Raw genomic sequence first — 22625 nt, 5'->3', positions numbered from 1 at the left:
CATTATTCCCTACAGTGAAGACCCTAAATGGCCTGCATGCAAGGCGTGTCCGTCACAAACAGGGCATTAAGGTTTCGCTAATCTTCCCTTCTTATACTCGCCGCATTGATATAACGAATGGTCTGGTCATCATGTGGCTCACTAAAAAGTTACACTGTAACGATACGAAGTTTACCCTCGCCTGTGCGCTTTTCTTCACCGTGTTCAATGCGCTGTTTATCCAGCGCAGCTGGTCAATTATCGCACCTGCCCGTCTGCACGACGTGCTTTTTGCCGCCAGTGTGCCGCTGGTTCTGTTCTGCGGCTGGGTCATTGTTTTTAGCCTGCTGAATATTCCCTTTATTCGCAAGCCGCTCATGATTGCCCTGACCATAGGATGCGCCGCCGCGACCTGGTTTATGTACACCTATGGCGCGGTTATCGATCAGAACATGATTGTGAACGTGTTTGAGACTAACTCCCAGGAAGCGACAGCCCTGGTAACGCCGCAGCTGATCCTGTGGTTGGCCGTCGCGGGTCTGGTCCCTTCCGTCATCTTAGCCCTGACGCGCATTCGAACCGGAAAATGGTGGTATGCCCTGCTAACACGTTTCGCCGCTATACTGGGTGCGCTGCTGGTGATCATTCTCGTCGCGGCAGTGTTCTATAAAGACTATGCTTCGCTGTTCCGCAATAACAAAAGCATCGTCAAAATGGTCACTCCGGCGAACTACGTGAGCGCCGTTGTGAAGTACAGCAAAATGCGCTGGTTTGCCGGCGACCAGACGCTGGTCCGCATTGGCGAGGATGCCCATAAAGGGGCGCTGATTTCCGGCCAACGTAAGAAAACCGTGCTGCTTCTGGTGGTGGGCGAAGCCTCCCGCGCTGCAAACTATTCGTTAAATGGTTACCCCCGTGAAACCAACCCCGAGCTGAAAAAGCGGGATGTCATCAACTTCCCACAGGCCTCCTCCTGTGGCACGGAAACCGCCGTTTCCGTCCCCTGCATGTTCTCCGGCATGACGCGAAAAAAATATGACGCGGACTTCGCCCATCATCAGGAAGGACTGCTCGATGTGCTTAACCACGCCGGGTTCAACCTGCTGTGGCGCGACAATGACGGCGGGTGTAAAGGTGCCTGCGACCGCGTGCCGCACACGGATATGACCCAGTGGAAACTGGATCAGTTCTGTAAGGACAAATCCTGTATCGACGACGTCAACCTGTACCGCCTGGACAACGTGCTGGACGGAATAAAGCAGGATACCGTACTGGTGATACACCTGATGGGCAGCCACGGTCCGGCTTATTACAACCGTTACCCGGACCGCTTCCGGAAATTCACCCCAACCTGCGATACCAATGAAATTCAGGATTGCGATCATCAGTCGCTGATCAATACCTATGACAACTCGATTCTGTATACCGATAGCGTGCTCAGCCGAACCATCGACGCGCTAAAAGCCCGGAAGGCCAGTATGAACACAGCGCTCATTTACCTCTCCGATCACGGCGAATCGCTGGGCGAAAGCGGAATTTACCTGCACGGTACGCCGTATATGCTGGCCCCGGAGCAGCAAACGCATATTCCGTTTATGTTCTGGCTCTCCCCGGACTATGCGAAAAACTTCGGCGTAAACACGGATTGCCTGCGTAACCATGCTGCAAAAGAGGCAGTTTCACAGGACAATTTGTTTGCCACGGTTCTGGGCATGATGGACGTGAAATCAGTGGCTTATCAGCCGCAGCTGGATATTTTGTCGCAATGTCGTCGCTAAGCGGGCTTGCATTAGACCGAACGGTCTATTAGAGTAAGAGCATGAGCAGACATACAGAACACGATACACGAGAACATTTGCTGGCTACCGGCGAGCGCCTTTGCATGCATCGCGGGTTTACCGGTATGGGGCTGAGTGAGTTATTAAAAACCGCTGAAGTGCCTAAGGGATCGTTTTATCACTATTTTCGATCCAAAGAGGCGTTTGGCGTAGCCATGCTGGAGCGGCACTACGCCAGCTACCATCAGCGCCTGGCAGCCCACTTCGCCAGCGGCGAAGGTGACTACCGGGATCGTGTTCTGAACTACTATCAGGATACGCTGACGCAGTTCTGTCAGCAGGGCATCATCAGCGGCTGCCTGACGGTAAAACTGTCTGCCGAAGTGTGCGATCTCTCCGAAGATATGCGCACCGCCATGGATAAAGGGGCCAGCGGCGTAATCGCTCTGCTGGCTCAGGCGCTGGAAAAAGGCCGCGATGAAACAACGCTCTCCTTCTCCGGCGATCCGCTCACGCAGGCACAGGTGCTCTATTCCCTCTGGTTAGGCGCCAACCTGCAAGCAAAAATGTCTCGCAGCGCCGTGCCGCTCGAAAGCGCGCTGGCGCATGTGAAAAACTGTATTACTGCGCCTGGCGTGTAACCGGCGTTTTTATTTACCCTTTTACTAGTCGACTGGTCTACTCAGGAGCCATTATGTCCGCTGAAAAGCTATTTACCCCACTGAAAGTGGGTGCCGTTACTGCCCCAAACCGCGTGTTTATGGCCCCACTTACCCGTCTGCGCAGCATCGAGCCGGGAGATATCCCAACGCCATTGATGGGTGAGTATTACCGTCAGCGCGCCAGCTCGGGCCTGATTATTTCCGAAGCCACGCAGATTTCTGCCCAGGCTAAAGGCTACGCCGGTGCGCCGGGTCTGCACAGCCCGGAACAGATCGCCGCGTGGAAAAAAATCACCGCAGGCGTTCATGCTGAAGATGGCCGTATTGCGGTTCAGCTGTGGCACACCGGTCGTATCTCGCACAGCAGCATCCAGCCTGGCGGTCAGGCGCCCGTTTCTGCCTCTGCCCTGAATGCGAATACCCGCACTTCCCTGCGCGATGAAAACGGTAATGCTATTCGCGTCGACACCACCACGCCACGCGCGCTTGAGCTGGACGAGATCCCGGGTATCGTGAATGATTTCCGTCAGGCCGTCGCCAACGCCCGTGAAGCGGGCTTCGACCTGGTTGAGCTGCACTCTGCGCACGGCTACCTGCTGCACCAGTTCCTGTCACCGTCTTCCAATCAGCGTACCGACCAGTACGGCGGCAGCGTTGAAAACCGCGCGCGTCTGGTGCTTGAAGTGGTAGATGCCGTGTGTAATGAGTGGAGCGCAGATCGCATTGGTATTCGAGTTTCCCCAATTGGTACCTTCCAGAACGTCGACAACGGTCCGAACGAAGAAGCGGATGCGCTGTATCTGATTGAAGAGCTGGCTAAACGCGGTATCGCGTATCTGCACATGTCCGAGCCGGACTGGGCAGGCGGCAAGCCCTACAGCGAAGCCTTCCGCCAGAAAGTTCGCGAGCGCTTCCACGGCGTGATTATCGGGGCGGGCGCTTATACGGCAGAGAAAGCCGAGGATATGATCGGTAAAGGTCTGATCGACGCCGTGGCCTTTGGCCGTGATTACATTGCTAACCCGGATCTGGTTGCCCGTTTGCAGAAGAAAGCCGAACTGAACCCGCAGCGCCCTGAAAGCTTCTATGGCGGCGGCGCGGAAGGTTATACCGACTACCCTTCACTGTAATCCCGCTTTGTACATTGATAGCGGCGACCTTTCGCCGCTATACTAAAACATCGTTTCTGTTCAAAAAGATAATCCATTCCACTGGTTAATGAGGAAATTATGCGCCTACTTCACACCATGCTGCGCGTTGGCGACCTGCAACGTTCCATCGATTTCTACACTAACGTTCTGGGCATGAAGCTGCTGCGCACCAGCGAAAATCCGGAATATAAATACTCTCTGGCGTTTGTCGGTTACGGCCCGGAATCTGAAGAAGCGGTCATCGAGCTGACCTACAACTGGGGCGTGGACAGCTACGAGCTGGGTACGGCTTACGGCCACATCGCGCTGGAAGTGGATAACGCGGCTGAAGCCTGCGAACGTATCCGCAGCAATGGCGGTAACGTCACCCGTGAAGCCGGTCCGGTTAAAGGCGGCACCACCGTGATTGCGTTTGTTGAAGATCCGGACGGGTATAAAATCGAACTGATCGAAGCTAAAGACGCTGGTCGCGGTCTGGGCAATTGATCCCGCAGGGCGCACTATGCGCCCGTTGTTTTGCTGCATCCCCTCTCAAAATTTGCCATAATGCGCACTGCTTTTTCCCCCTTGTAAGAGACCCTGATGTCCGATAACGCTCAATTTACCGGTCTGTGCGACCGTTTTCGTGGTTTTTATCCCGTTGTCATTGATGTAGAAACAGCCGGATTTAACGCTAAAACCGATGCGCTGCTTGAAATTGCCGCCATCACGCTGAAGATGGATGAACAGGGCTGGCTTGTACCGGACACCACGCTGCATTTCCACGTTGAACCCTTTGAAGGGGCAAACTTACAGCCAGAGGCGCTGGCCTTTAACGGTATCGATCCGACAAACCCGCTGCGCGGGGCGGTAAGCGAATACGAGGCGCTGCACGCCATTTTCAAAATGGTGCGCAAAGGCATGAAAGAGAATGACTGTAGCCGCGCCATCATGGTGGCCCACAACGCTACGTTCGATCACAGCTTCACCATGGCTGCCGCCGAGCGCGCCTCGCTAAAGCGTAATCCATTCCATCCGTTTGTGACCTTCGACACCGCCGCGCTGAGCGGCCTGGCGCTGGGGCAAACCGTGCTCTCTAAAGCCTGCATCACGGCGGGTATTGCGTTTGACGGCACTCAGGCGCATTCCGCGTTATACGATACCGAGCGTACGGCGGAGCTGTTCTGTGAGATCGTCAACCGCTGGAAACGTCTGGGTGGCTGGCCGCTGCCGATGGGCGACGAGGCCGATCTTCAATCGTAGACTGGGTAATCAACAGCCCCACAGGACAAAAAAAAGCGACCAACATAATGTGGTCGCTTTTTTATATCCGCAGAAAACTTATTCTGCGTCCGGCTCTTCGGTTTTATACTTCGCCGCAGTCTCTTTGATCAGCTGTTGCAGTTCGCCGCGCTGATACATTTCAATCAGAATATCACAGCCGCCAACCAGTTCACCGTCAACCCACAGCTGTGGGAAGGTCGGCCAGTTTGCGTATTTTGGCAGCTCAGCGCGGATGTCCGGGTTTTGCAGGATATCAACGTAAGCAAAACGCTCACCACAGGCGGACAGCGCCTGAACCGCTTGCGCGGAGAAGCCGCAGCTTGGCAGCTTCGGAGAACCTTTCATGTACAGGAGAATCGGGTTTTCAGCGATCTGGCGCTGAATTTTTTCAATAGTGGTGCTCATGTCTTGCTTCCTTTAACTTCTGTTACGGCATCAGTCTGACATTGTAGCGGGTCAGGCCGACATCGGAAAATAACATTTTTGTCACGTCTCATTATTTTATCCGCTATCGCGTAAAGTTGCATTGATAATGACGTTTAAGGCTGCGCGCCGTGCGGTTTTGCTTAAGGAGCGAACAAGAGTGCGACAGAATGGTGAATTTTTTTGCACTTGCTAACGAAACACATTTTTTGAATGAAAAATGCTATTAACTTATTCCGATTTTATGGATTAGAATCGACTGGTTTTGTAAATCTCATGCGGGTATGTATTTTGGCTCGCACTTATCAGGGGACTGCCCAGTGGCGCGGATAACTAAAATCTCGATGACGCTCTGTGCTTTACTGTTTACCACACTCTCATTTACGCCAGCGGCGAACGCCTCCGAACAGGCGCGGCATTCTGCTGTACAAAAAACGCATCTGGCAAAAACCACAGAACGTAAGAAAAAAACCACCAGCAAAACAGTAAAGAAGAAAACCACCGCTCACACCAAAAAGACCGCCTCCAGTAAAACCAAAACTCTCCGTTCCGGCACGCACAAAACCACTCGCACGACCGCCAGCCTGGTGAATGATAAATGCACCGTGCGCAAAGGCCATAAAACGAAATGCGCAAAAGTGACGAAGCTGGCTGACGTGCATAAAGCGCGTATGCAGAAAGCGCAAAAAACGGCGATGAATAAACTGATGGGGCAAATAGGTAAACCATATCGCTGGGGTGGCACCTCTCCGCGCACCGGTTTTGACTGTAGTGGGCTGGTTTATTATGCCTATAAAGATCTGGTGAAGTTTCGCATTCCACGCACCGCCAATGAGATGTACCATCTGCGCGACGCCGCGCCTGTAAACCGTGGCGAATTGCAAAATGGCGACCTGGTGTTCTTCCGCACCCAGGGACGCGGCACGGCCGATCACGTTGGGGTGTATGTGGGTAACGGTAAATTTATCCAGTCACCGCGCAGCGGTCAGGACATTCAGATCACCTCCCTCAGTGAAGATTACTGGGTGCGCCACTATGTGGGTGCGCGCCGAGTGATGACGCCAAAAACCATTCGCTAGACCCTGCCCTGCCGCCTCCGTGGCGGGGTAAGTTCCTCTTTTGCATACCCTTTCAATTTGCTATTCTGTCCTTGTTGTCTGTAGGGTTATTGGCAACGTATAAAACTATAAGGAGAGTAGCAATGTCGTTCGAATTACCTGCACTACCGTATGCAAAAGACGCCCTGGCTCCGCACATTTCAGCGGAAACCCTGGAGTACCATTACGGCAAGCATCACCAGACCTATGTCACCAACCTGAATAACCTGATCAAGGGCACCGATTTTGAAGGCAAAACGCTGGAAGAGATTGTGCGCAGTTCAGACGGTGGCGTATTCAACAACGCCGCTCAGGTGTGGAACCACACCTTCTACTGGCACTGCCTGGCTCCAAATGCAGGCGGAGAACCTACCGGTGAGCTGGCCGCAGCGATTAACGCCGCGTTCGGCAGTTTCGCGGATTTCAAAGCGAAATTTACTGACGCAGCCGTTAAAAACTTTGGCTCCGGCTGGACCTGGCTGGTAAGAGAGGCTGATGGCAAACTGGCTATCGTTTCCACTTCTAATGCGGGTACCCCTCTGACCACCAGCGCAACGCCGCTGATGACCGTGGACGTATGGGAACACGCCTATTACATTGATTACCGTAATGCGCGCCCGAACTACCTGGAACATTTCTGGGCACTGGTTAACTGGGAATTTGTTGCGAAGAACTTCGCCGCATAAGGGACACGCAGAAGGGGCAACCCTTCTGCGTTTTTATTTATTCCGCCGTACACACCGCTTCTGGCTGTTTACGCCCGGACATCAACACCAGCAGCAAGCCGAGTGCGGCAATGATCGCCCCCATCACCGGCACAAAGCTGTAACCCAAACCACTGGAGATCACCGCCCCGCCCGCTGCGGCCCCCAACGCATTGCCCAGGTTAAACGCACCGATATTCACGGACGAAGAAAGCCCCGGTGCTTCGTGCGCAACGCGCATTACACGCATCTGCAACGGTGGCACCACGGCAAAGGTTGCGGCGCCCCACACCACCATGGCAATCGCGGCGCCCACTTCGTTTCGCGCCAGCCACGGGATCGCCACCATGATGACAATCAGCAGCGTTAAAAAACCTTTCAGCGTCCCGCTGACGGAGCGGTCGGCAAATTTCCCGCCGAGATAGTTGCCAATCGAGAACCCGACACCAATCAGCACCAGCATCGCGGTAACAAAGAGTGGCGTTGCGTGGGTAATGTCGTGCAGCACCGGGGAGATATAGGTGTAGAGCGTAAACATCGCCCCTGCCCCCAGCACCGTGGTGAGCAGCGCGGACAACACCTGAGGACGCATCAGCACCGCCAGCTCTTTACGTACTTCCGGACGCTCACCGGCACTCCCTTTGGGCAGCGAGAAGAACAGCGCGACCATCGCGACCACGCCCAGTCCGGCGGTTGCGAGGAAAGACATACGCCAGCCGATGGCTTCTCCCAGCCAGGTGGCAGCGGGAACGCCGCCGATATTAGCGATGGTGAGGCCCATAAACATAGTGGCTACCGCGCTGGCCTGCTTATGTTTTGGCACTACGCTTGCGGCAACAACCGAGCCCAGCCCGAAGAAAGCGCCGTGGTTCAGGCTGGTCAGAATACGGGAAAGCATCAGCGTGGTGTAATCCGGCGAAATCGCGGAAAGCACATTTCCGAGAGTAAAAATTGCCATCAGGAAAATCAGCGCATTGCGTCGCGCGCGGTGCGAAAGCAGCAGCGTCATCAGCGGTGCGCCCACCATCACGCCGATCGCATAGGCGCTAATCAACATACCGGCCGCAGGGATAGAGACGTCCACACCCCGGGCGATAACAGGCAATAACCCCATCGGGGAGAATTCAGTGGTGCCAATCCCAAAAGCGCCAATCGCCAGGGCCAGCAGGGGAAAATTGATTTTCATGAAAAGACTCCGGATACCGTGCCGTTACCCGGCACAGACTAAGAAGGCAAAAGCATGACATCAATCACAAAAAATGAGAAGTTAACATTTTGGCAAAAGATTTTTGCCGGAGAGGTAACAATAGCGGCAAGGGAGGGAGAAGACTCTCCCTCCACCTAAATCAGTGCAGCGCAGCGGTTAAACCACCCGCAACAATCAGGGCAAGAACAACAATGGTGGTAAACAGCGAAAACTTCAGATCGGTACTCATCAATTTTTCTCCTTTTATTCACCCTACGAAAAGTGAGCTTGCTCATTTTTACACAGTTCAGGTCAAAAATCTTCCAGGATTTAAACGGATATCCACTTTACCTCTTCCCCTTTTCATCAAGATAGGACAAAATTCCACGCTAAATTTATTAGCGTACCGGCCACTGACCCCCTCCTGACGTCCTGTGTCGTTTTCCCGGCGTGTCGCAACTCATGTTTGCGTAATAAGGGTGAGAGAAGGCAAACGTTTACCTTCATTTTTTTCAGGAGCTTAGGATATGGTCTGGAGTGACACTTAATGGCAACAATTAAAGACGTAGCAAAACGCGCAAACGTTTCCACTACAACCGTATCACATGTTATTAACAAAACGCGTTTCGTCGCAGAAGAGACGCGTAATGCCGTTTGGGCGGCAATCAAAGAACTGCACTACTCGCCAAGTGCGGTCGCCCGTAGCCTGAAGGTTAATCACACCAAATCGATTGGCCTGCTGGCCACCAGCAGTGAAGCGGCTTACTTTGCTGAAATCATCGAAGCCGTTGAAAAAAACTGCTTTCAGAAAGGCTATACCCTGATTCTGGGCAACGCGTGGAACAACATTGAAAAACAGCGCGCTTACCTGTCGATGATGGCGCAAAAGCGCGTCGACGGCCTGCTGGTCATGTGTTCTGAATACCCTGAGTCGGTGCTTTCCATGCTGGAAGAGTATCGCCACATTCCGATGGTAGTGATGGACTGGGGCGAGGCGCGCGCAGACTTCACCGACTCTGTTATTGATAACGCCTTTGAAGGCGGCTACATGGCCGGGCGTTATCTGGTAGAACGCGGGCATCGTGAAATTGGCGTGATCCCGGGCCCGCTGGAGCGTAACACCGGTGCTGGCCGTCTGGCCGGTTTCATGAAAGCGATGGAAGAGGCGCTGATTACCGTGCCAGAAAACTGGATTGTCCAGGGCGATTTCGAACCGGAGTCGGGCTATCGCGCCATGCAGCAGATCGTCTCCCAGCCGCATCGCCCTACCGCTGTGTTCTGCGGCGGCGATATCATGGCAATGGGCGCGCTCTGCGCGGCGGATGAACTCGGCCTGCGCGTTCCGCAGGACATCTCGGTGATCGGCTATGATAACGTTCGCAACGCCCGTTTCTTTACCCCGGCGCTGACCACCATTCACCAGCCGAAAGATTCGCTGGGTGAAACGGCCTTCAATATGCTGATGGACAGGATCGTCAACAAGCGAGAACAGTCCCAGTCCATTGAGGTCCACCCGCGCCTGATTGAACGCCGTTCCGTTGCCGACGGTCCGTTCCGCGACTACCGACGTTAATCTCTTTACGGGGCCAGCTACGCTGGTCCCCGCAACCACTCCCGGTTCAGCGTTTCGCTGTCTCCCAGATAATCCAGCAGCCAGGCCATGGCGGGCGAGACGTCGTTTTGCTGCCACGTCAGACAGCATGCAGCATCCGGGAAAGGGTTTTCCAGCGTCAGAGCCACCCACTCTCCCGCGTCGATGCGCGGGCGCGCAAAATGCACCGGCACCATGCCAACGCACAGCCCCGCGCTCAGACAGGTGGCTGACGACTCCCAGTCCGGCGCAACCACGCGGCGCTGATTATCCAGCAGCCAGGTAATGCGCTTGGGCAGCGAGCGGGAGGTATCTTCCAGCACCAGCGAGGGCCAGTTGCGTAAGGTGTCATCACTCAGCGGCCCGTCCAGCGCCGCCAGCGGGTGATCGCGCGCGACCACGCAGGTCCAGCTCAGCATGCCCATGTCGCGGAACGCGTAGCGCCCGCCAACCGGGATCGCCTGGGTTGCACCAATCGCCATCTCCGCCCTGCCGTCCGCCAGCGCATCCCATACGCCGTTGAACACTTCCTGCGACACACGCAGTTCGACGTCGGAAAAATGACGATAGAAATCGACGATCATCTGCCGGGTCCGCTCCGGCTTAACGATGTTATCCACCGCGATAGCGAGATGCCCGCGCCAGCCGTTGGCGATCTGCTGGCACTGCTCACGGGTGATCTGCATTTTTTTGATAACAGACCGGCCTTCCTTCAAAAACCACGCGCCGGCAGGCGTGAGCTCCACGTCGCGATGACGCCGCTCGAACAGCGGGACTGCCAGCCACGCTTCCAGCTGGCGCACCGTATAGCTGATAGCCGAGGGAACGCGGTGCAACTCCTGGGCGGCACCAGTAAAGCTGCCGTTACGCGCCACGGCATCAACCACTTCAAGGGAATAATCTGACCACATCTTTAGCCTGCAAATTTTTTGAATGCACCCACCAAATATTAGCGTTTCACAAGCCGCTTTGCACTCCCTACACTCTGCGCCAACGTACACCTGCCTCCTCAGGAGAAAAAACAGTGCAACCCAGGAAAGGATTTTTAGTCTGGCTCGGCGGCTTAAGCGTGCTGGGCTTTTTGGCGACCGATATGTATCTGCCCGCATTCGCCGCGATGCAGGAGGATTTGCAAACCCCTGCCGCCGCCATCAGCGCCAGTTTGAGTTTGTTCCTCGCCGGCTTTGCTTTTGCGCAACTACTCTGGGGACCGCTCTCTGATCGTTTTGGCCGTAAGCCCGTCCTGTTGCTGGGACTGGCGATTTTTGCCGTAGGCTGTCTGGGCATGCTGTGGGTCCGCGATGCCGCCTGGTTACTGGTGTTGCGCTTTATTCAGGCGGTCGGCGTCTGTGCCGCAGCGGTCACCTGGCAGGCGCTGGTGACCGATTACTACCCCGCCTCACGCACTAACCGCATTTTCGCCACCATCATGCCGTTGGTCGGCCTGTCTCCGGCACTCGCCCCGTTACTGGGCAGCTGGATCCTGGCGCATTTCGACTGGCAGGCCATTTTCGCCACGCTCTTTGCGATCACGCTGGTCCTGATGCTGCCCGCGTTCGGGCTTAAACCTGCGCATAAAAAAGAGACGCATCCGGACGCGAAGCCCATCACCTTTACCTCTTTACTGCGGTCGAAAGCCTATCGCGGTAACGTGCTGATTTATGCCGCCTGCTCTGCCAGCTTCTTTGCCTGGCTGACCGGTTCGCCGTTCATTTTGCATGACATGGGCTACAGCCCGGCGGCTATCGGCCTGAGCTATGTACCACAGACCATCGCCTTCCTGGTGGGTGGCTATGGCTGTCGCGCCGCGCTGCAAAAATGGGAAGGCCAGCAGATGCTGCCCTGGCTGCTGGTGCTGTATGCGCTAAGCGTGATTGCGACCTGGGCTGTCGGCTTTATTCCCGGCGCCGGGCTTGCAGAAATTTTGATTCCGTTCTGCGTCATGGCGATCGCTAACGGGGCCATTTACCCTATTGTTGTAGCCCAGGCGCTGCGTCCATTCCCTCAGGCGACAGGCCGCGCTGCCGCGCTGCAAAATACCCTGCAACTTGGCCTGTGCTTCCTGGCAAGTCTCGTGGTCTCTGCATTGATTGCAACCCCGCTGCTCACCACCACCAGCGTGATGCTGGTCACCGTTGTGCTGGCAGGATTGGGTTATCGCATGCAGTCCTCCGCCCATCGCGAGCAGAGTGAAAACGCGCAGACAGAAACGTCGCACGCCTGATTACGCGGGAAACTATGTTAAAAACCAGTGATTAGGTTGCTAACAATTTTCTGTTGAATCACCAAATTTTGCGGCCTATACTGAATTTGGTTCGATTAAATACGATAAATATTAAGTGTTAACGGGAGCCGGAGCGCTCCCGTTTTACCATGGAAGGCATTTCGGCAAGGGTTATCTCCCTTCCTCTGTTCTACGTCGGATATTAGCCTCGCGGGCATTTACCGTGAGATTTCTCACAAACCAAAAAAGCGTCTACGCTGTTTTAAGGTTCTGATCACAGCAAGGTGATGGAGAAGCTATGAGTTCATCGTGTATAGAAGAAGTCAGCGTTCCGGACGATAACTGGTCCCGGATCGTCAGTGAACTGTTGGGACGTGCGGGCATTACGATTAATGGCTCATCCCCCTCCGATCCCCAGATTAAACATCCCGATTTTTTCAAACGCGTGTTACAGGAGGGATCGTTAGGGCTGGGTGAAAGCTATATGGACGGCTGGTGGGAGTGTGAGCGGCTGGATATGTTCTTCTCCAGCGTTTTACGCGCCGGTCTTGAAAATCAGCTCCCTCGTCATTTCAAAGATACGTTACGTATCGCCTCCGCCCGCCTGTTCAATCTGCAAAGTAAAAAGCGCGCGTGGATCGTCGGTAAAGAGCATTATGACCTGGGCAACGATCTGTTTAGCCGTATGCTCGACCCGTTAATGCAGTACTCCTGCGGGTACTGGAAAAAAGCGACAACCCTGGAAGAGGCGCAGCAGGATAAGCTACAGCTGATTTGCGATAAGTTGCAGTTGCAGCCCGGCATGCGCGTGCTGGACATCGGCTGTGGTTGGGGCGGCCTTGCCTGGTTTATGGCGAAACATTACGGTGTCAGCGTAGTCGGCGTCACGATTTCAGCTGAACAGCAGAAGATGGCACAGGAACGCTGTCTGGGTCTGGATGTCGATATTCGGCTTCAGGATTACCGCGACCTGAATGAGCAGTTCGATCGGATTGTTTCCGTGGGTATGTTCGAGCACGTGGGGCCAAAGAACTACAAGACTTATTTCGACGTCGCCGACCATAACCTGAAGCCTGACGGAATTTTCCTGCTACACACCATCGGCTCTAAACGCACCGATAACAATGTGGATCCCTGGATCAACAAATATATCTTCCCGAATGGTTGTTTGCCCTCTGTTCGCCAGATTGCGAACGCCAGCGAACCGCATTTTATTGTGGAAGACTGGCATAACTTCGGCGCAGATTACGACACCACGCTGATGGCCTGGCATGAACGTTTCCAGGCTGCATGGCCTGAAATCGCCGACAACTATTCGGAACGATTCAAACGGATGTTCAGCTATTATCTTAATGCCTGCGCGGGTGCGTTCCGCGCGCGGGATATACAGCTGTGGCAAGTGGTGTTTAGTCGTGGGATTGAGCACGGCCTGCGCGTGGCCCGCTGAAAAATAACCCCGGGTAACCGGGGTTATTTTTTATTCTTCTTCCACGGCCTTTATTATCGCCGCCTCTTTCGCCGCCAGCACGCGCTCAACGGTATCCACGACCGCCTGGGTCTGCGGATCAATTTCGATATTTACGCGCTGCCCCAGTTTTTTTGCGCCAAGCGTAGTACGTTGCAGCGTTTCAGGAATTAAATGCACGCAAAAACGCGTCGACGTCACTTCACCGACGGTCAGACTAATCCCATCGATGCCAATAAATCCTTTATAAAGGATGTATTTCATTAATGACGGATCCTGCACCTTAAACCAGATTTGACGGTTATTTTCCGAGGTCACGATTTTCGCCACTTCTGCGGTGGTCATAATATGGCCCGACATCAGATGCCCGCCAATCTCATCGCTGAATTTCGCCGCACGTTCAACGTTGACGGTATCCCCCACCACCAGCTCACCCAGGTTAGTGATGCGCAGCGTCTCTTTCATTAAATCAAAGCTTATCTGGTTACCGTTAATTTCGGTCACCGTCAGGCAGCAGCCGTTATGCGCTATCGACGCCCCGGTTTCAATGCCGTCGAGCATATATTCAGGCAGCTCAACTACGTGAGTGCGGAAATTCGGTTTTTCATCAATGGACACCACTTTGGCAGTGCCCTGCACAATACCAGTAAACATGCTTACAGCTCCTGTTCATTCCGAACGGCGATGACACCGTATAATCACACCACAATAACAGTTGAAAAAACAGGTTGCCAGTGATGCGCAATTTCTGGCGATTTTTTCACTAGATAATTAGTTAAACCCCGCTACAATAGCTGGCATCCCTCTGTTTTTTCTTCTTGCTGCCAGTAACGGCGGCCTTTTTAGTCTCTCAAATAACTACAATACAAAGGTGTTCACGTGCAGAAGTATATGATCGAAGCGCGTCAGTTATTGGCACTGGCCATACCGGTGATCGTCGCGCAGGTAGCCCAAACCGCAATGGGATTTGTGGATACGGTAATGGCCGGTGGTTACAGCGCCACCGATATGGCCGCCGTGGCGATCGGAACCTCAATCTGGCTCCCGGCCATTCTGTTTGGTCACGGCCTGCTGCTGGCGCTGACGCCCGTTATCGCGCAGCTTAACGGCTCCGGTCGACGCGACCGCGTAGCCCATCAGGTGCGCCAGGGCTTCTGGCTGGCCGGGGGTGTCTCCGTCCTGATTATGATCGTCCTGTGGAACGCCGGGTATATTATTCGCGCCATGCATAATATCGACCCGGCGCTGGCAGATAAAGCAGTCGGTTATCTGCGCGCCTTGCTCTGGGGCGCGCCCGGTTATCTCTTCTTCCAGGTGGCTCGTAACCAGTGTGAAGGGCTGGCAAAAACCAAGCCGGGCATGGTGATGGGCTTTATCGGCTTGCTGGTGAACATTCCCGTGAACTACATCTTCATCTACGGTCATTTTGGCATGCCGGAACTCGGCGGCGTGGGTTGTGGCGTGGCGACGGCTGCGGTGTACTGGGTGATGTTCGGCTGTATGCTCACCTACGTTAAACATGCGCGATCCATGCGCGACATTCGTAACGACACCGCCTTTAGCACGCCTGACTGGTCGATGATGAGCCGCCTTACCCAACTGGGTCTGCCCATTGCGCTGGCGCTGTTCTTTGAAGTGACGCTGTTTGCCGTTGTCGCCCTGCTGGTCTCGCCGTTAGGGATTATTGACGTGGCAGGCCACCAGATCGCCCTGAACTTCAGCTCTTTGATGTTCGTCCTGCCGATGTCCCTGGCTGCTGCGGTGACGATTCGCGTGGGCTTCCGTCTGGGGCAAGGCTCGACGCTGGATGCGCAAACGGCAGCCCGCACCGGGCTGGGCGTCGGCGTCTGCATGGCAGTCTGTACCGCGCTCTTTACCGTGCTGTTGCGTGAGCAAATTGCCCTGCTCTATAACGACAACCCGGAAGTAGTGACTCTGGCCTCGCATTTGATGCTGCTGGCGGCCATTTATCAGATCTCTGACTCCATCCAGGTAATTGGCAGCGGCGTGCTGCGTGGGTATAAAGATACGCGTTCCATCTTCTTTATCACCTTTATCGCTTACTGGGTTCTGGGCCTGCCGAGTGGGTATATTCTGGCGCTCACGGATCTGGTGGTGGATCGCATGGGGCCAGCCGGATTCTGGATGGGCTTTATCATCGGCTTAACGTCTGCAGCCATTATGATGATGCTGCGCATGCGCTTCCTGCAACGTCAGTCGTCTGCGGTCATTTTGCAACGAGCTGCGCGTTAATGACACAGTAGCCGCCGGCTGGCGGCTACTTTCTCTTCACTTTGCGCGGTATTGAAGCAATCGCGTGAAATCAGAGAGAAAAATGCATTTTCCCTCTTGCCACCTTGGGGCTGTGCCGCTAATATTCGTCCCCGTTGTCACCGACAACACAATGCGTTCATAGCTCAGTTGGTTAGAGCACCACCTTGACATGGTGGGGGTCGTTGGTTCGAGTCCAATTGAACGCACCATTCTGCGTCCGTAGCTCAGTTGGTTAGAGCACCACCTTGACATGGTGGGGGTCGGTGGTTCGAGTCCACTCGGACGCACCATTTCAGTCCTGAAATGGTGCAAAAATCCTCTTCTGAACGTCTTAATTTTTCCCTTCATTGAATGACTTAACCTTTCTCCTGCTACGCTTGTTGTATGGTTCAGAAACGCAGGAACGCTTTCGATGAAAAAAATCGCCATTATCGGCTCAGGCCCAACAGGGATTTACACCTTTTACTCACTTCTTAACAACGCAGCACCGCTGTCGATCACCGTGTTCGAAAAAGCAGACCAACCCGGCGTTGGGATGCCCTACAGCGACGAGGATAACTCCCGGCTGATGCTGGCGAATATCGCCAGTATCGAAATCCCGCCCATTTTTATCACCTACCTCGACTGGCTCAAACAGCAGAGTGAAGCCCATCTTGCCCGCTATAACGTCGACAAAGACAGACTGAATGAACGGCAGTTTCTGCCGCGTATTCTGCTGGGTGAATATTTCCATGACCGCTTTCTCGCCGTCGTTGCCGAGGCGAAAAAGGCTGGGTTTCATATCGAGGTTCACCCCAATGCAGAAGTCACTGATATTAAGGCTGATGCAGACGGCGTGGCCCTATCAGTGAACGATGCCCCTTTCTCAAGGCGGTTTGATCTTGCAGTGGTCGCCACCGGTCACGTCTGGCCTGATGAAGATGAATCCACCCGCGACTATTTCCCAAGCCCATGGTCGGGACTGATGGACGCGGATATCCGAGCCTGTGAGGTGGGGATTATGGGTACCTCCCTCAGCGGACTGGACGCTGCTATGGCTGTAGTAATGCAGCATGGTCGGTTTAGCGGGGAGCAGTTCGTTGTCAATAAAGGTAGTGAGGGGCTAAACATCACGCTGATGTCCCGCTCGGGCGTTCTTCCGGAGGCCGACTTTTACTGCCCTATCCCTTATGAACCGCTGTCGGTGTTAACGGAGTCTGTGGCAGAAAGCGAAATTGCCAAAGGCCCTGACGGGCTGCTTGACCGCATCTTTGCGCTGATGGTGAAAGAGCTTGAGCTGGCCGATCCGCGCTGGTGCCAGGCGATAGCGATCGGCACGCTGAATGCTGACACGCTTCGTGATGTCTGGTTTGAGGATCGTAAAAAGCATGGTCCTTTCACCTGGGCCGAAGCGAATCTGAAAGAAGTGGAGCGCAACAAGTGCGAGAAACGCACCGTTGCCTGGCGCTATACCGTGCTTCGTCTGCATGAAGTAGTTCAGGCCATTGTCCCTTCACTCAATGAACGTGACAGAGAACGGTTTAAATCCGGGCTGGAGCGTGTGTTTATTGATAACTATGCCGCCATTCCACCGCAGTCTATCCGCCGGTTACTGGCACTGCGCGAGGCAGGGATCATTAGCGTAGTCGCACTCGGTGATGATTACGACCTGGATATCGGCAGCGATCAGACCGTCATCACCACGAAAGAAAAGCGTTATCGCTTCGACGTCTTTATCGATGCCCGCGGGCAGAAACCGCTCAGAAATAAGGATATTCCCTTCCCGACGCTGCGCAAACAGCTTGAGGAAACGGGGGATGAAATACCGGACGTGGGGGAAGACTACACGTTGCTGTCACCTGCGTCTCTGCGCGGACGTATCGCTTTTGGGGCGATCCCCTGGCTGATGCACGATCATCCGTTTGTTCAGGGTTTGTCTGAGTGCGCTGAAATTGGTAAAGCGATGGCGAAAGCGGCGGGGAATCCTGCATCTGGCGTGCGACGGAAGTTACCTTACACGGAGTTTTAACAGGGCTTCCCTGCCCTGCGGTGTCGGATTACTCGAAGAAGACTTCCGGGTTTTCCGACAACGACACGAAGGATTTAGTGTTCTTGTCCAGGGCAAGGATTTTGCCGCTTTCGATGTCATATACCCAGCCGTGCAGGCGAATGGCGTTGTTGCGCAGGCCTACCGCCACCGACGGATGGGTCTTGATGTTGCTCAGCTGAGCAAAGACGTTCTCCTGCACCATCGCATTCACTTTATCGATTGGCTGATCCCAGGTTTTCTTCTCAACCACCGCTTTTGCCGCATCAGAATAGCGCAGCCAGTGGGAAACGGCTGGCATCGGCTCCAGATCGGCGTTGTCAGCAATCGCCTTCATCGCGCCGCAGTTGGAGTGGCCGCAAATAACAATATCGGTCACGCCAAGGGCCACTACCGCGTATTCGATGGTTGCAGAGACACCGCCAGGCTCCGGCCCGAACGGTGGCACAATGTTGCCCGCGTTTCGAATGACAAAGAGCTGTCCTGGCTCCTGCTGCGTGACCAGTTCCGGAACCAGACGGCTGTCGGAGCAGGAGATAAACAGCGCTTTGGGATTCTGACTGGACGCTAAACTACGAAAAAGCTCTTTACGTTGCGGGAAAATCTCTTTTTGAAAGCTGAGAAAACCTTCAATGATATGTTGCATAGCCATTTCTCTTTTATCTGTTTTAGTTTAGGTATGATCGCGATCACACTCGTAAAATTTAACCACCGTGCCTTAGCGGAGACAAGCAATATATTTCTGGCCCGACCGCTGCACAATCTCATCTGCGTTCGCCGGGATGTTTTGCCCTTCAAAGGCCCCGTACAGTCGCTGGTACGTTTTCCCGGTCAGTCGACCGATCACCGCCTCAACGGTGCGGGCAGGCAGCGGCAGCATATTCGGATAACTCCACATAAACGACACGGCGTCCTTACCAGGCGTAACCTGCAAAATATCACCGGCCAGCAGCACGCCGTCGCCTGACTGCCAGTGCAGCACCGTGCCGCCTGCAAAATGCCCGCCCAGACGCAGCAGCGTCACCGACGGCATAATCTCCAGGGCGTCCTCCTCCCAGAAGCGTATCGCCGGACTGTCACGCATCACCCACTGCCGATCGCTGGCGTGCAGATAGATCGGCGCGTTAAACGCGGCGGCCCACTCCTGCATGGTGGTGTAGTAATGCGGGTGCGAAATCGCGATCGCGCTGATGCCCCCGAGCGCGTCAACTAACGCTCTGGTCGCCGGATCGAGGTTGGCGATGCAGTCCCACAGAACATTGCCCTGCGGCGTACTCAGCAGAAGCGCCCGCTGGTTGATGGCAAAAGCGGGAACGGTTTTGATGCTGAACAGCTGCGACTCCAGCTGTTGCCATTTGTTGGTGTGCGTGGTCGTAAGGCTGTCGAAGTCCGTCCATGCCTGGCCCGTCACCGGGACATACTGGCGCTCATCGTCGCAAATCGGGCAGTTTTTGGGCTGTTTATCGTAAGCGGTACCGCAGGTTTTACAGAGTGTAATCATCGGCTTTCCTCAGCAATAAAGCACTGAGTATGGCAGGGATTAACCATATGTGCTGAGGGGTGCCTGGCCCGCTTTTTTTGACTTATACTGTGCCAGTATCAAAAACTGAATAACGCAGGTGGCACATGGAAATTGATCTCGATAACTTAGTCTTTAACGGGCTGGATGAAGCAGAAGAGCGCAACGCGGAACGTCTCGACGATGCGGATAAAAAAGCCCAGGCGATTGTCGCCGATGACGACTGCGGCGATGCCTGCAAGATCTGAAGAAAAAGCACCGGGCTCCCCGGTGCTTTTTTTATGAATACATTTGCTACCCGCTATCAGATCTCCGGCGTTTTGCTAAACCCGGTCAGCATCAGGATCAGGCTTTGTTGAGATGACCCCGTCTCAAACTGATAGTGGTTTCCCTGACGATCGCCGCCGATATACCACGAAATTTCAGTTTTCCCTTCTGCCAGCGCCTTGCGTACCGCTTTATCGACATCCACCATCCGGTATTCGCGGGAGTGGTTCAGGTAAAGCACCGCATCCGAGCGATAGTTGCAGGGCGGCCGTGAATGCCAGCTCATGGTGGCCGGATCCCAGTCGTTGCTCGCCGGATAGAAGAAGATTTGATCCGCGCCGTTGGTTTCCACTTTCCCGCCATAAATTCTCACGCGGTATTTAAACTGGGCAGGATCCTGTCCGGCAGGCAGCGGAGGGATGTTGAACTTCACCAGCGACAATGTTTCGCTGTTTTTCGTGCGTCCACCGTTCTTCCAGTTATCCTGCACCAGTAAGAGCTGGGGATCGGGTTGTGAAAGTGCGGGTTCCATGCTGCTGAGCCAGACGTTGGCCTTCGCTTTTGAATAACCATACGGCACGGTGGTGCCGCAATCCATTCCGCGGTTCATGCACAGGTCGGTCATAAAGCGCGCGGCATCTTCCGTCCAGCCGTTCATGAAGTCAGCATGCGCCGTATACAGGCTCCCCCATCGCTCTTCACGTTCACTGCCATGCATGGTGGGGTCGAGGGAAAGCTGGACTTTACTGGTATCCAGAGAGCTAATTGTCGGAAGCACGTACGCAATATTCATGTTCACCGTCGGGATCTTCACCGGGAAGGCGGACGGACACTGTCCTTTCGTATCGTAGGTGGCGTTAGCCAGGCCGTGGGCGGGCTTCAGGTTGACCCCGTCCCAGCAGTTCGGGAACTGAATGCCGATATTAAACTGCACGGCATCCTTCGCCTTGCGTAAGCCGCAGACTTCACCCGTTCTGGTGGTGTAGCCCTTGCCGTTGGCGCATAAAAAGGTGATATGTCGATTCGGCGCGGTGCCGTGATGATCGCCTGCCAGCAGCGACAGCCCCGCCGGGAACGGGTGCAGCGGCCAGGCGTCAACGTTCGATGCCTGATAATAGGTTTTTTGATAGGCGGGTTTGACCACCGTTCCGTCCGGTAATTTTAGCGACGGAGCCCAGTAGGCCGAGCTGTCTGCTTTGTTATCGCAGGTGGTCTTTTCCTGGGTACGCAGCGATTCACGGCTGGAGTAAGCATCCGTTTGCACGTTACCAAAAAAATCGTGCAGCATGGCCTCGTTGGGCATGCCGTACATCATAATGGCATCATCGCCGAGGGTATGGGAATAACTGCATACAACATGCGCCTGTGGACCAGCGTGTGCCGCCTGCATGGCAAGCAATAGCACGGTGGCAGAAAGCGCGGGGGTTAATACTGTCCGTTTCATTATCATCTCCATCTGAGAAAGGAGATAGTGGTAACAAAACGGCTATCGTTTACCGAGGATTAGCCAGGGCATTTTTCCCTTCATTCTCACTTTACACGCATCACGCACAGCTCATTCCAGTACATTTCGCGCGTCCGGCGAAGTTCAGCGTGACGTTTTAACATAGAACCACTCCGGGTCGATGTTGGCTACGTCCACGCCATAGAGGCTGGCGACAGGCAGTATTGACTCAAGAACACGTTGCGCGCTGTTCTCCGCATTCGCTGGTCGGGGCGCAAAAAACCGCCGTAACGTGCTTATCCATTTTTTCATCGTCATTACCCTTCTCGCTTAACCTGGAGTCAGTTAAACACGCCTTCATCATGAAGAGGAAATAACAATAATGACTGTTGATATGCAGGATCTGAAAAACTCGCGAGACGCTGTCGTCCTAACCGGCCAGCGCTTTAACCACCGTTTCCATCGCTTTGGTGGTCAACTCACTGCGCTTAACGCGCTGGTTCGCCAGCGCGGTACGCAGTACCCCGGCAATCACGATATGCTTGGGCTCCTGCCCTAAGTCACGCATCTCCAGAACGACCTTGCCAACCACCCGACACATCTCCTGGTACAGCGCTTCGTCTTTGGTCACATTGCCCATTGCCATCACTCCGTTGCCCTAAACCGTCAGCTTAAATCATTCGTCGGCTGGATACAAAAAAGAAGCCCGGCGTGTTGTTCGCCGGGCTTCGTCTGGAAAATCAGGCGATTAGTTGTTTACCGGGATGACCGCGCCTTTGTATTTGGTGCGGATCCAGTCCTGAATCTCTTTGGAGTGCAGCACGTTCACCAGCGCGACGATATCCTTCTTCTTCTCATCACCGCGATGAACGGTAATGATGTTGGCGTACGGGTTATTCTCACCGCTTTCAACCGCAATTGGATCGTGGACCGGATCCAGACCGGCATCAATTGCGTAGTTGGCGTTGATCACCACCGCAGCACCTTCGTCGTTGTTGTACATCTGCGGCAGCAGAGATGCCTCGACGTTAGGGGTGAATTGCAGCTTTTTCGGGTTCTCCACAATATCACTGATGCGCGCGGTCACTTTATCGATGCCTGGCTTCAGCTTGATCACGCCCTCTTTTTCGAAGATGGAGAGAATACGCCCTTCCTCGGAAACCGCATCACGCATGATGATTTTGCCGCCTTCCGGCAGATCCTTCAGCGATTTGTATTTTTTTGAATAGATACCGATCGGCTCAATGTGGATTGCGCCTGCACTGACAAAATCATAATCCTTATCGCCCGCATGGTCTTTAAGCACACTGTTCAGGTAAGGGATGTGCTGGAAATAGTTGGCATCAATGTCATGCCCTGCCAGCGCCGTGTTTGGCAGAATGTAGTCCTGGAACGGTTTAATCTCCAGATCGATCCCCTGCTTTGCCAGAATCGGCTTAGCCTGCTCCAGAATTTCCGCGTGCGGGGTGTTGGACGCCCCCACGGTGAGCGTGTCCGCCCAGGAGGCAAAGCTCAGGGCGCTCAGGGTGGCTGCGGCGATCAGTGTCAGTGTCTTTTTCATGATGTGGTTCC

Annotated in this window: 24 protein-coding genes and 2 tRNA genes; 15 read left to right on the top strand and 11 right to left on the bottom strand. The window is 54.4% G+C overall.

Annotation, left to right across the window (positions count from 1 at the left end; genetic code table 11):
* Nucleotides 1-131 precede the first annotated feature (131 nt).
* The 5 genes from eptA to rnt all read left to right on the top strand — a co-directional run bounded on the left by eptA (nucleotide 132) and on the right by rnt (nucleotide 4812).
* Entirely contained in the window at nucleotides 132-1757 is a 1626-nt protein-coding gene (eptA, locus tag CKK19_RS23690) for a phosphoethanolamine transferase EptA (protein ID WP_063853902.1), read from the top strand.
* A 41-nt stretch (nucleotides 1758-1798) separates the two neighbouring features.
* Complete coding sequence (locus CKK19_RS23685) at nucleotides 1799-2398, top strand: TetR/AcrR family transcriptional regulator (RefSeq protein WP_063853903.1); 600 nt, start codon at nucleotides 1799-1801, stop codon at nucleotides 2396-2398.
* Between the two features lie 53 nt (nucleotides 2399-2451).
* A complete protein-coding gene (locus CKK19_RS23680; RefSeq protein WP_063853904.1) occupies nucleotides 2452-3549 on the top strand; it encodes an alkene reductase in 1098 nt (365 codons plus the stop codon).
* A gap of 99 nt (nucleotides 3550-3648) precedes the next feature.
* Nucleotides 3649-4056 (top strand): lactoylglutathione lyase, encoded by a 408-nt coding sequence (gene gloA / locus CKK19_RS23675; protein ID WP_022647898.1) that lies wholly within the window; start codon nucleotides 3649-3651, stop codon nucleotides 4054-4056.
* Nucleotides 4057-4152: 96 nt separating this feature from the next.
* The gene (gene rnt, locus CKK19_RS23670) at nucleotides 4153-4812 is read left to right on the top strand and encodes a ribonuclease T (protein WP_003857625.1); all 660 of its coding nucleotides are present in this window, start codon (nucleotides 4153-4155) and stop codon (nucleotides 4810-4812) included.
* Between the two features lie 78 nt (nucleotides 4813-4890).
* On the opposite strand, the gene grxD is transcribed toward rnt, so the two are convergent.
* Complete coding sequence (gene grxD, locus CKK19_RS23665) at nucleotides 4891-5238, bottom strand: monothiol glutaredoxin 4 (protein WP_003832760.1); 348 nt, start codon at nucleotides 5236-5238, stop codon at nucleotides 4891-4893.
* A 338-nt stretch (nucleotides 5239-5576) separates the two neighbouring features.
* On the opposite strand from grxD, the gene CKK19_RS23660 reads away from it, so the two are divergent.
* Nucleotides 5577-6335 (top strand): C40 family peptidase, encoded by a 759-nt coding sequence (locus CKK19_RS23660; RefSeq protein WP_023299947.1) that lies wholly within the window; start codon nucleotides 5577-5579, stop codon nucleotides 6333-6335.
* Nucleotides 6336-6457: 122 nt separating this feature from the next.
* A complete protein-coding gene (sodB, locus tag CKK19_RS23655; protein ID WP_063853905.1) occupies nucleotides 6458-7039 on the top strand; it encodes a superoxide dismutase [Fe] in 582 nt (193 codons plus the stop codon).
* Nucleotides 7040-7076: 37 nt separating this feature from the next.
* Here the strand turns inward: sodB and CKK19_RS23650 are convergent, their stop codons facing one another.
* Together CKK19_RS23650 and CKK19_RS23645 are read right to left on the bottom strand one after the other, a co-directional pair.
* Nucleotides 7077-8243 (bottom strand): MFS transporter, encoded by a 1167-nt coding sequence (locus CKK19_RS23650; RefSeq protein ID WP_063853906.1) that lies wholly within the window; start codon nucleotides 8241-8243, stop codon nucleotides 7077-7079.
* Nucleotides 8244-8403: 160 nt separating this feature from the next.
* Nucleotides 8404-8493, bottom strand: a complete 90-nt coding sequence (locus CKK19_RS23645; protein ID WP_003857632.1) for a YnhF family membrane protein — start codon at nucleotides 8491-8493, stop codon at nucleotides 8404-8406.
* 297 nt (nucleotides 8494-8790) lie between these two features.
* Here CKK19_RS23645 and purR point away from each other — a divergent pair, with 297 nt between their 5' ends.
* Nucleotides 8791-9816 carry an HTH-type transcriptional repressor PurR gene (gene purR, locus CKK19_RS23640; protein ID WP_006809011.1) on the top strand — a complete coding sequence of 342 codons (1026 nt, stop codon included), beginning with the start codon at nucleotides 8791-8793 and terminating at the stop codon, nucleotides 9814-9816.
* 17 nt (nucleotides 9817-9833) lie between these two features.
* On the opposite strand, the gene punR is transcribed toward purR, so the two are convergent.
* Complete coding sequence (gene punR, locus CKK19_RS23635; RefSeq protein WP_022647895.1) at nucleotides 9834-10745, bottom strand: DNA-binding transcriptional activator PunR; 912 nt, start codon at nucleotides 10743-10745, stop codon at nucleotides 9834-9836.
* A gap of 113 nt (nucleotides 10746-10858) precedes the next feature.
* On the opposite strand from punR, the gene punC reads away from it, so the two are divergent.
* Nucleotides 10859-12058, top strand: a complete 1200-nt coding sequence (gene punC, locus CKK19_RS23630) for a purine nucleoside transporter PunC (RefSeq protein WP_023299943.1) — start codon at nucleotides 10859-10861, stop codon at nucleotides 12056-12058.
* Between the two features lie 298 nt (nucleotides 12059-12356).
* A complete protein-coding gene (gene cfa / locus CKK19_RS23625) occupies nucleotides 12357-13505 on the top strand; it encodes a cyclopropane fatty acyl phospholipid synthase (protein WP_022647893.1) in 1149 nt (382 codons plus the stop codon).
* A 30-nt stretch (nucleotides 13506-13535) separates the two neighbouring features.
* On the opposite strand, the gene CKK19_RS23620 is transcribed toward cfa, so the two are convergent.
* Nucleotides 13536-14177 carry a riboflavin synthase gene (locus CKK19_RS23620; protein WP_063853907.1) on the bottom strand — a complete coding sequence of 214 codons (642 nt, stop codon included), beginning with the start codon at nucleotides 14175-14177 and terminating at the stop codon, nucleotides 13536-13538.
* A 225-nt stretch (nucleotides 14178-14402) separates the two neighbouring features.
* On the opposite strand from CKK19_RS23620, the gene mdtK reads away from it, so the two are divergent.
* The 4 genes from mdtK (at nucleotide 14403) to CKK19_RS23600 (ending at nucleotide 17805) form a co-directional block, all read left to right on the top strand.
* Nucleotides 14403-15776, top strand: coding sequence for an MdtK family multidrug efflux MATE transporter (mdtK, locus tag CKK19_RS23615; RefSeq protein WP_032622176.1), 1374 nt, complete (start codon nucleotides 14403-14405; stop codon nucleotides 15774-15776).
* Between the two features lie 153 nt (nucleotides 15777-15929).
* Nucleotides 15930-16006, top strand: a tRNA-Val gene (locus CKK19_RS23610).
* 4 nt (nucleotides 16007-16010) lie between these two features.
* A tRNA-Val gene (locus CKK19_RS23605) sits at nucleotides 16011-16087 on the top strand.
* 122 nt (nucleotides 16088-16209) lie between these two features.
* Nucleotides 16210-17805, top strand: a complete 1596-nt coding sequence (locus CKK19_RS23600; RefSeq protein WP_063853908.1) for an FAD-NAD(P)-binding protein — start codon at nucleotides 16210-16212, stop codon at nucleotides 17803-17805.
* A 28-nt stretch (nucleotides 17806-17833) separates the two neighbouring features.
* Here CKK19_RS23600 and CKK19_RS23595 read toward each other — a convergent pair whose 3' ends face one another.
* Nucleotides 17834-18469, bottom strand: a complete 636-nt coding sequence (locus CKK19_RS23595) for a carbonic anhydrase (RefSeq protein WP_022647889.1) — start codon at nucleotides 18467-18469, stop codon at nucleotides 17834-17836.
* Between the two features lie 72 nt (nucleotides 18470-18541).
* Complete coding sequence (locus CKK19_RS23590) at nucleotides 18542-19324, bottom strand: hypothetical protein (protein WP_063853909.1); 783 nt, start codon at nucleotides 19322-19324, stop codon at nucleotides 18542-18544.
* A 125-nt stretch (nucleotides 19325-19449) separates the two neighbouring features.
* Between CKK19_RS23590 and CKK19_RS23585 the strand changes: the two genes are divergently transcribed.
* Nucleotides 19450-19590: a hypothetical protein gene (locus tag CKK19_RS23585; protein ID WP_003857665.1), complete on the top strand. Its 141-nt coding sequence runs from the start codon at nucleotides 19450-19452 to the stop codon at nucleotides 19588-19590.
* 56 nt (nucleotides 19591-19646) lie between these two features.
* Here the strand turns inward: CKK19_RS23585 and CKK19_RS23580 are convergent, their stop codons facing one another.
* The 4 genes from CKK19_RS23580 to CKK19_RS23565 all read right to left on the bottom strand — a co-directional run bounded on the left by CKK19_RS23580 (nucleotide 19647) and on the right by CKK19_RS23565 (nucleotide 22614).
* Nucleotides 19647-21053 (bottom strand): DUF1996 domain-containing protein, encoded by a 1407-nt coding sequence (locus CKK19_RS23580; RefSeq protein WP_063853910.1) that lies wholly within the window; start codon nucleotides 21051-21053, stop codon nucleotides 19647-19649.
* 144 nt (nucleotides 21054-21197) lie between these two features.
* Complete coding sequence (locus CKK19_RS23575) at nucleotides 21198-21365, bottom strand: hypothetical protein (protein WP_022647883.1); 168 nt, start codon at nucleotides 21363-21365, stop codon at nucleotides 21198-21200.
* 118 nt (nucleotides 21366-21483) lie between these two features.
* Complete coding sequence (gene fumD, locus CKK19_RS23570; RefSeq protein ID WP_003857676.1) at nucleotides 21484-21693, bottom strand: fumarate hydratase FumD; 210 nt, start codon at nucleotides 21691-21693, stop codon at nucleotides 21484-21486.
* 108 nt (nucleotides 21694-21801) lie between these two features.
* Complete coding sequence (locus tag CKK19_RS23565; protein WP_003857677.1) at nucleotides 21802-22614, bottom strand: MetQ/NlpA family ABC transporter substrate-binding protein; 813 nt, start codon at nucleotides 22612-22614, stop codon at nucleotides 21802-21804.
* Between the last annotated feature and the right edge of the window lie 11 nt (nucleotides 22615-22625).

Source organism: Enterobacter sp. CCUG 70166, assembly GCF_020224095.1.
Classification (GTDB): Bacteria; Pseudomonadota; Gammaproteobacteria; order Enterobacterales; family Enterobacteriaceae; genus Enterobacter; species Enterobacter intestinihominis.
Note: the sequence above shows the minus strand (reverse complement) of the source record. Positions and strands in the feature narration are given on the sequence as shown.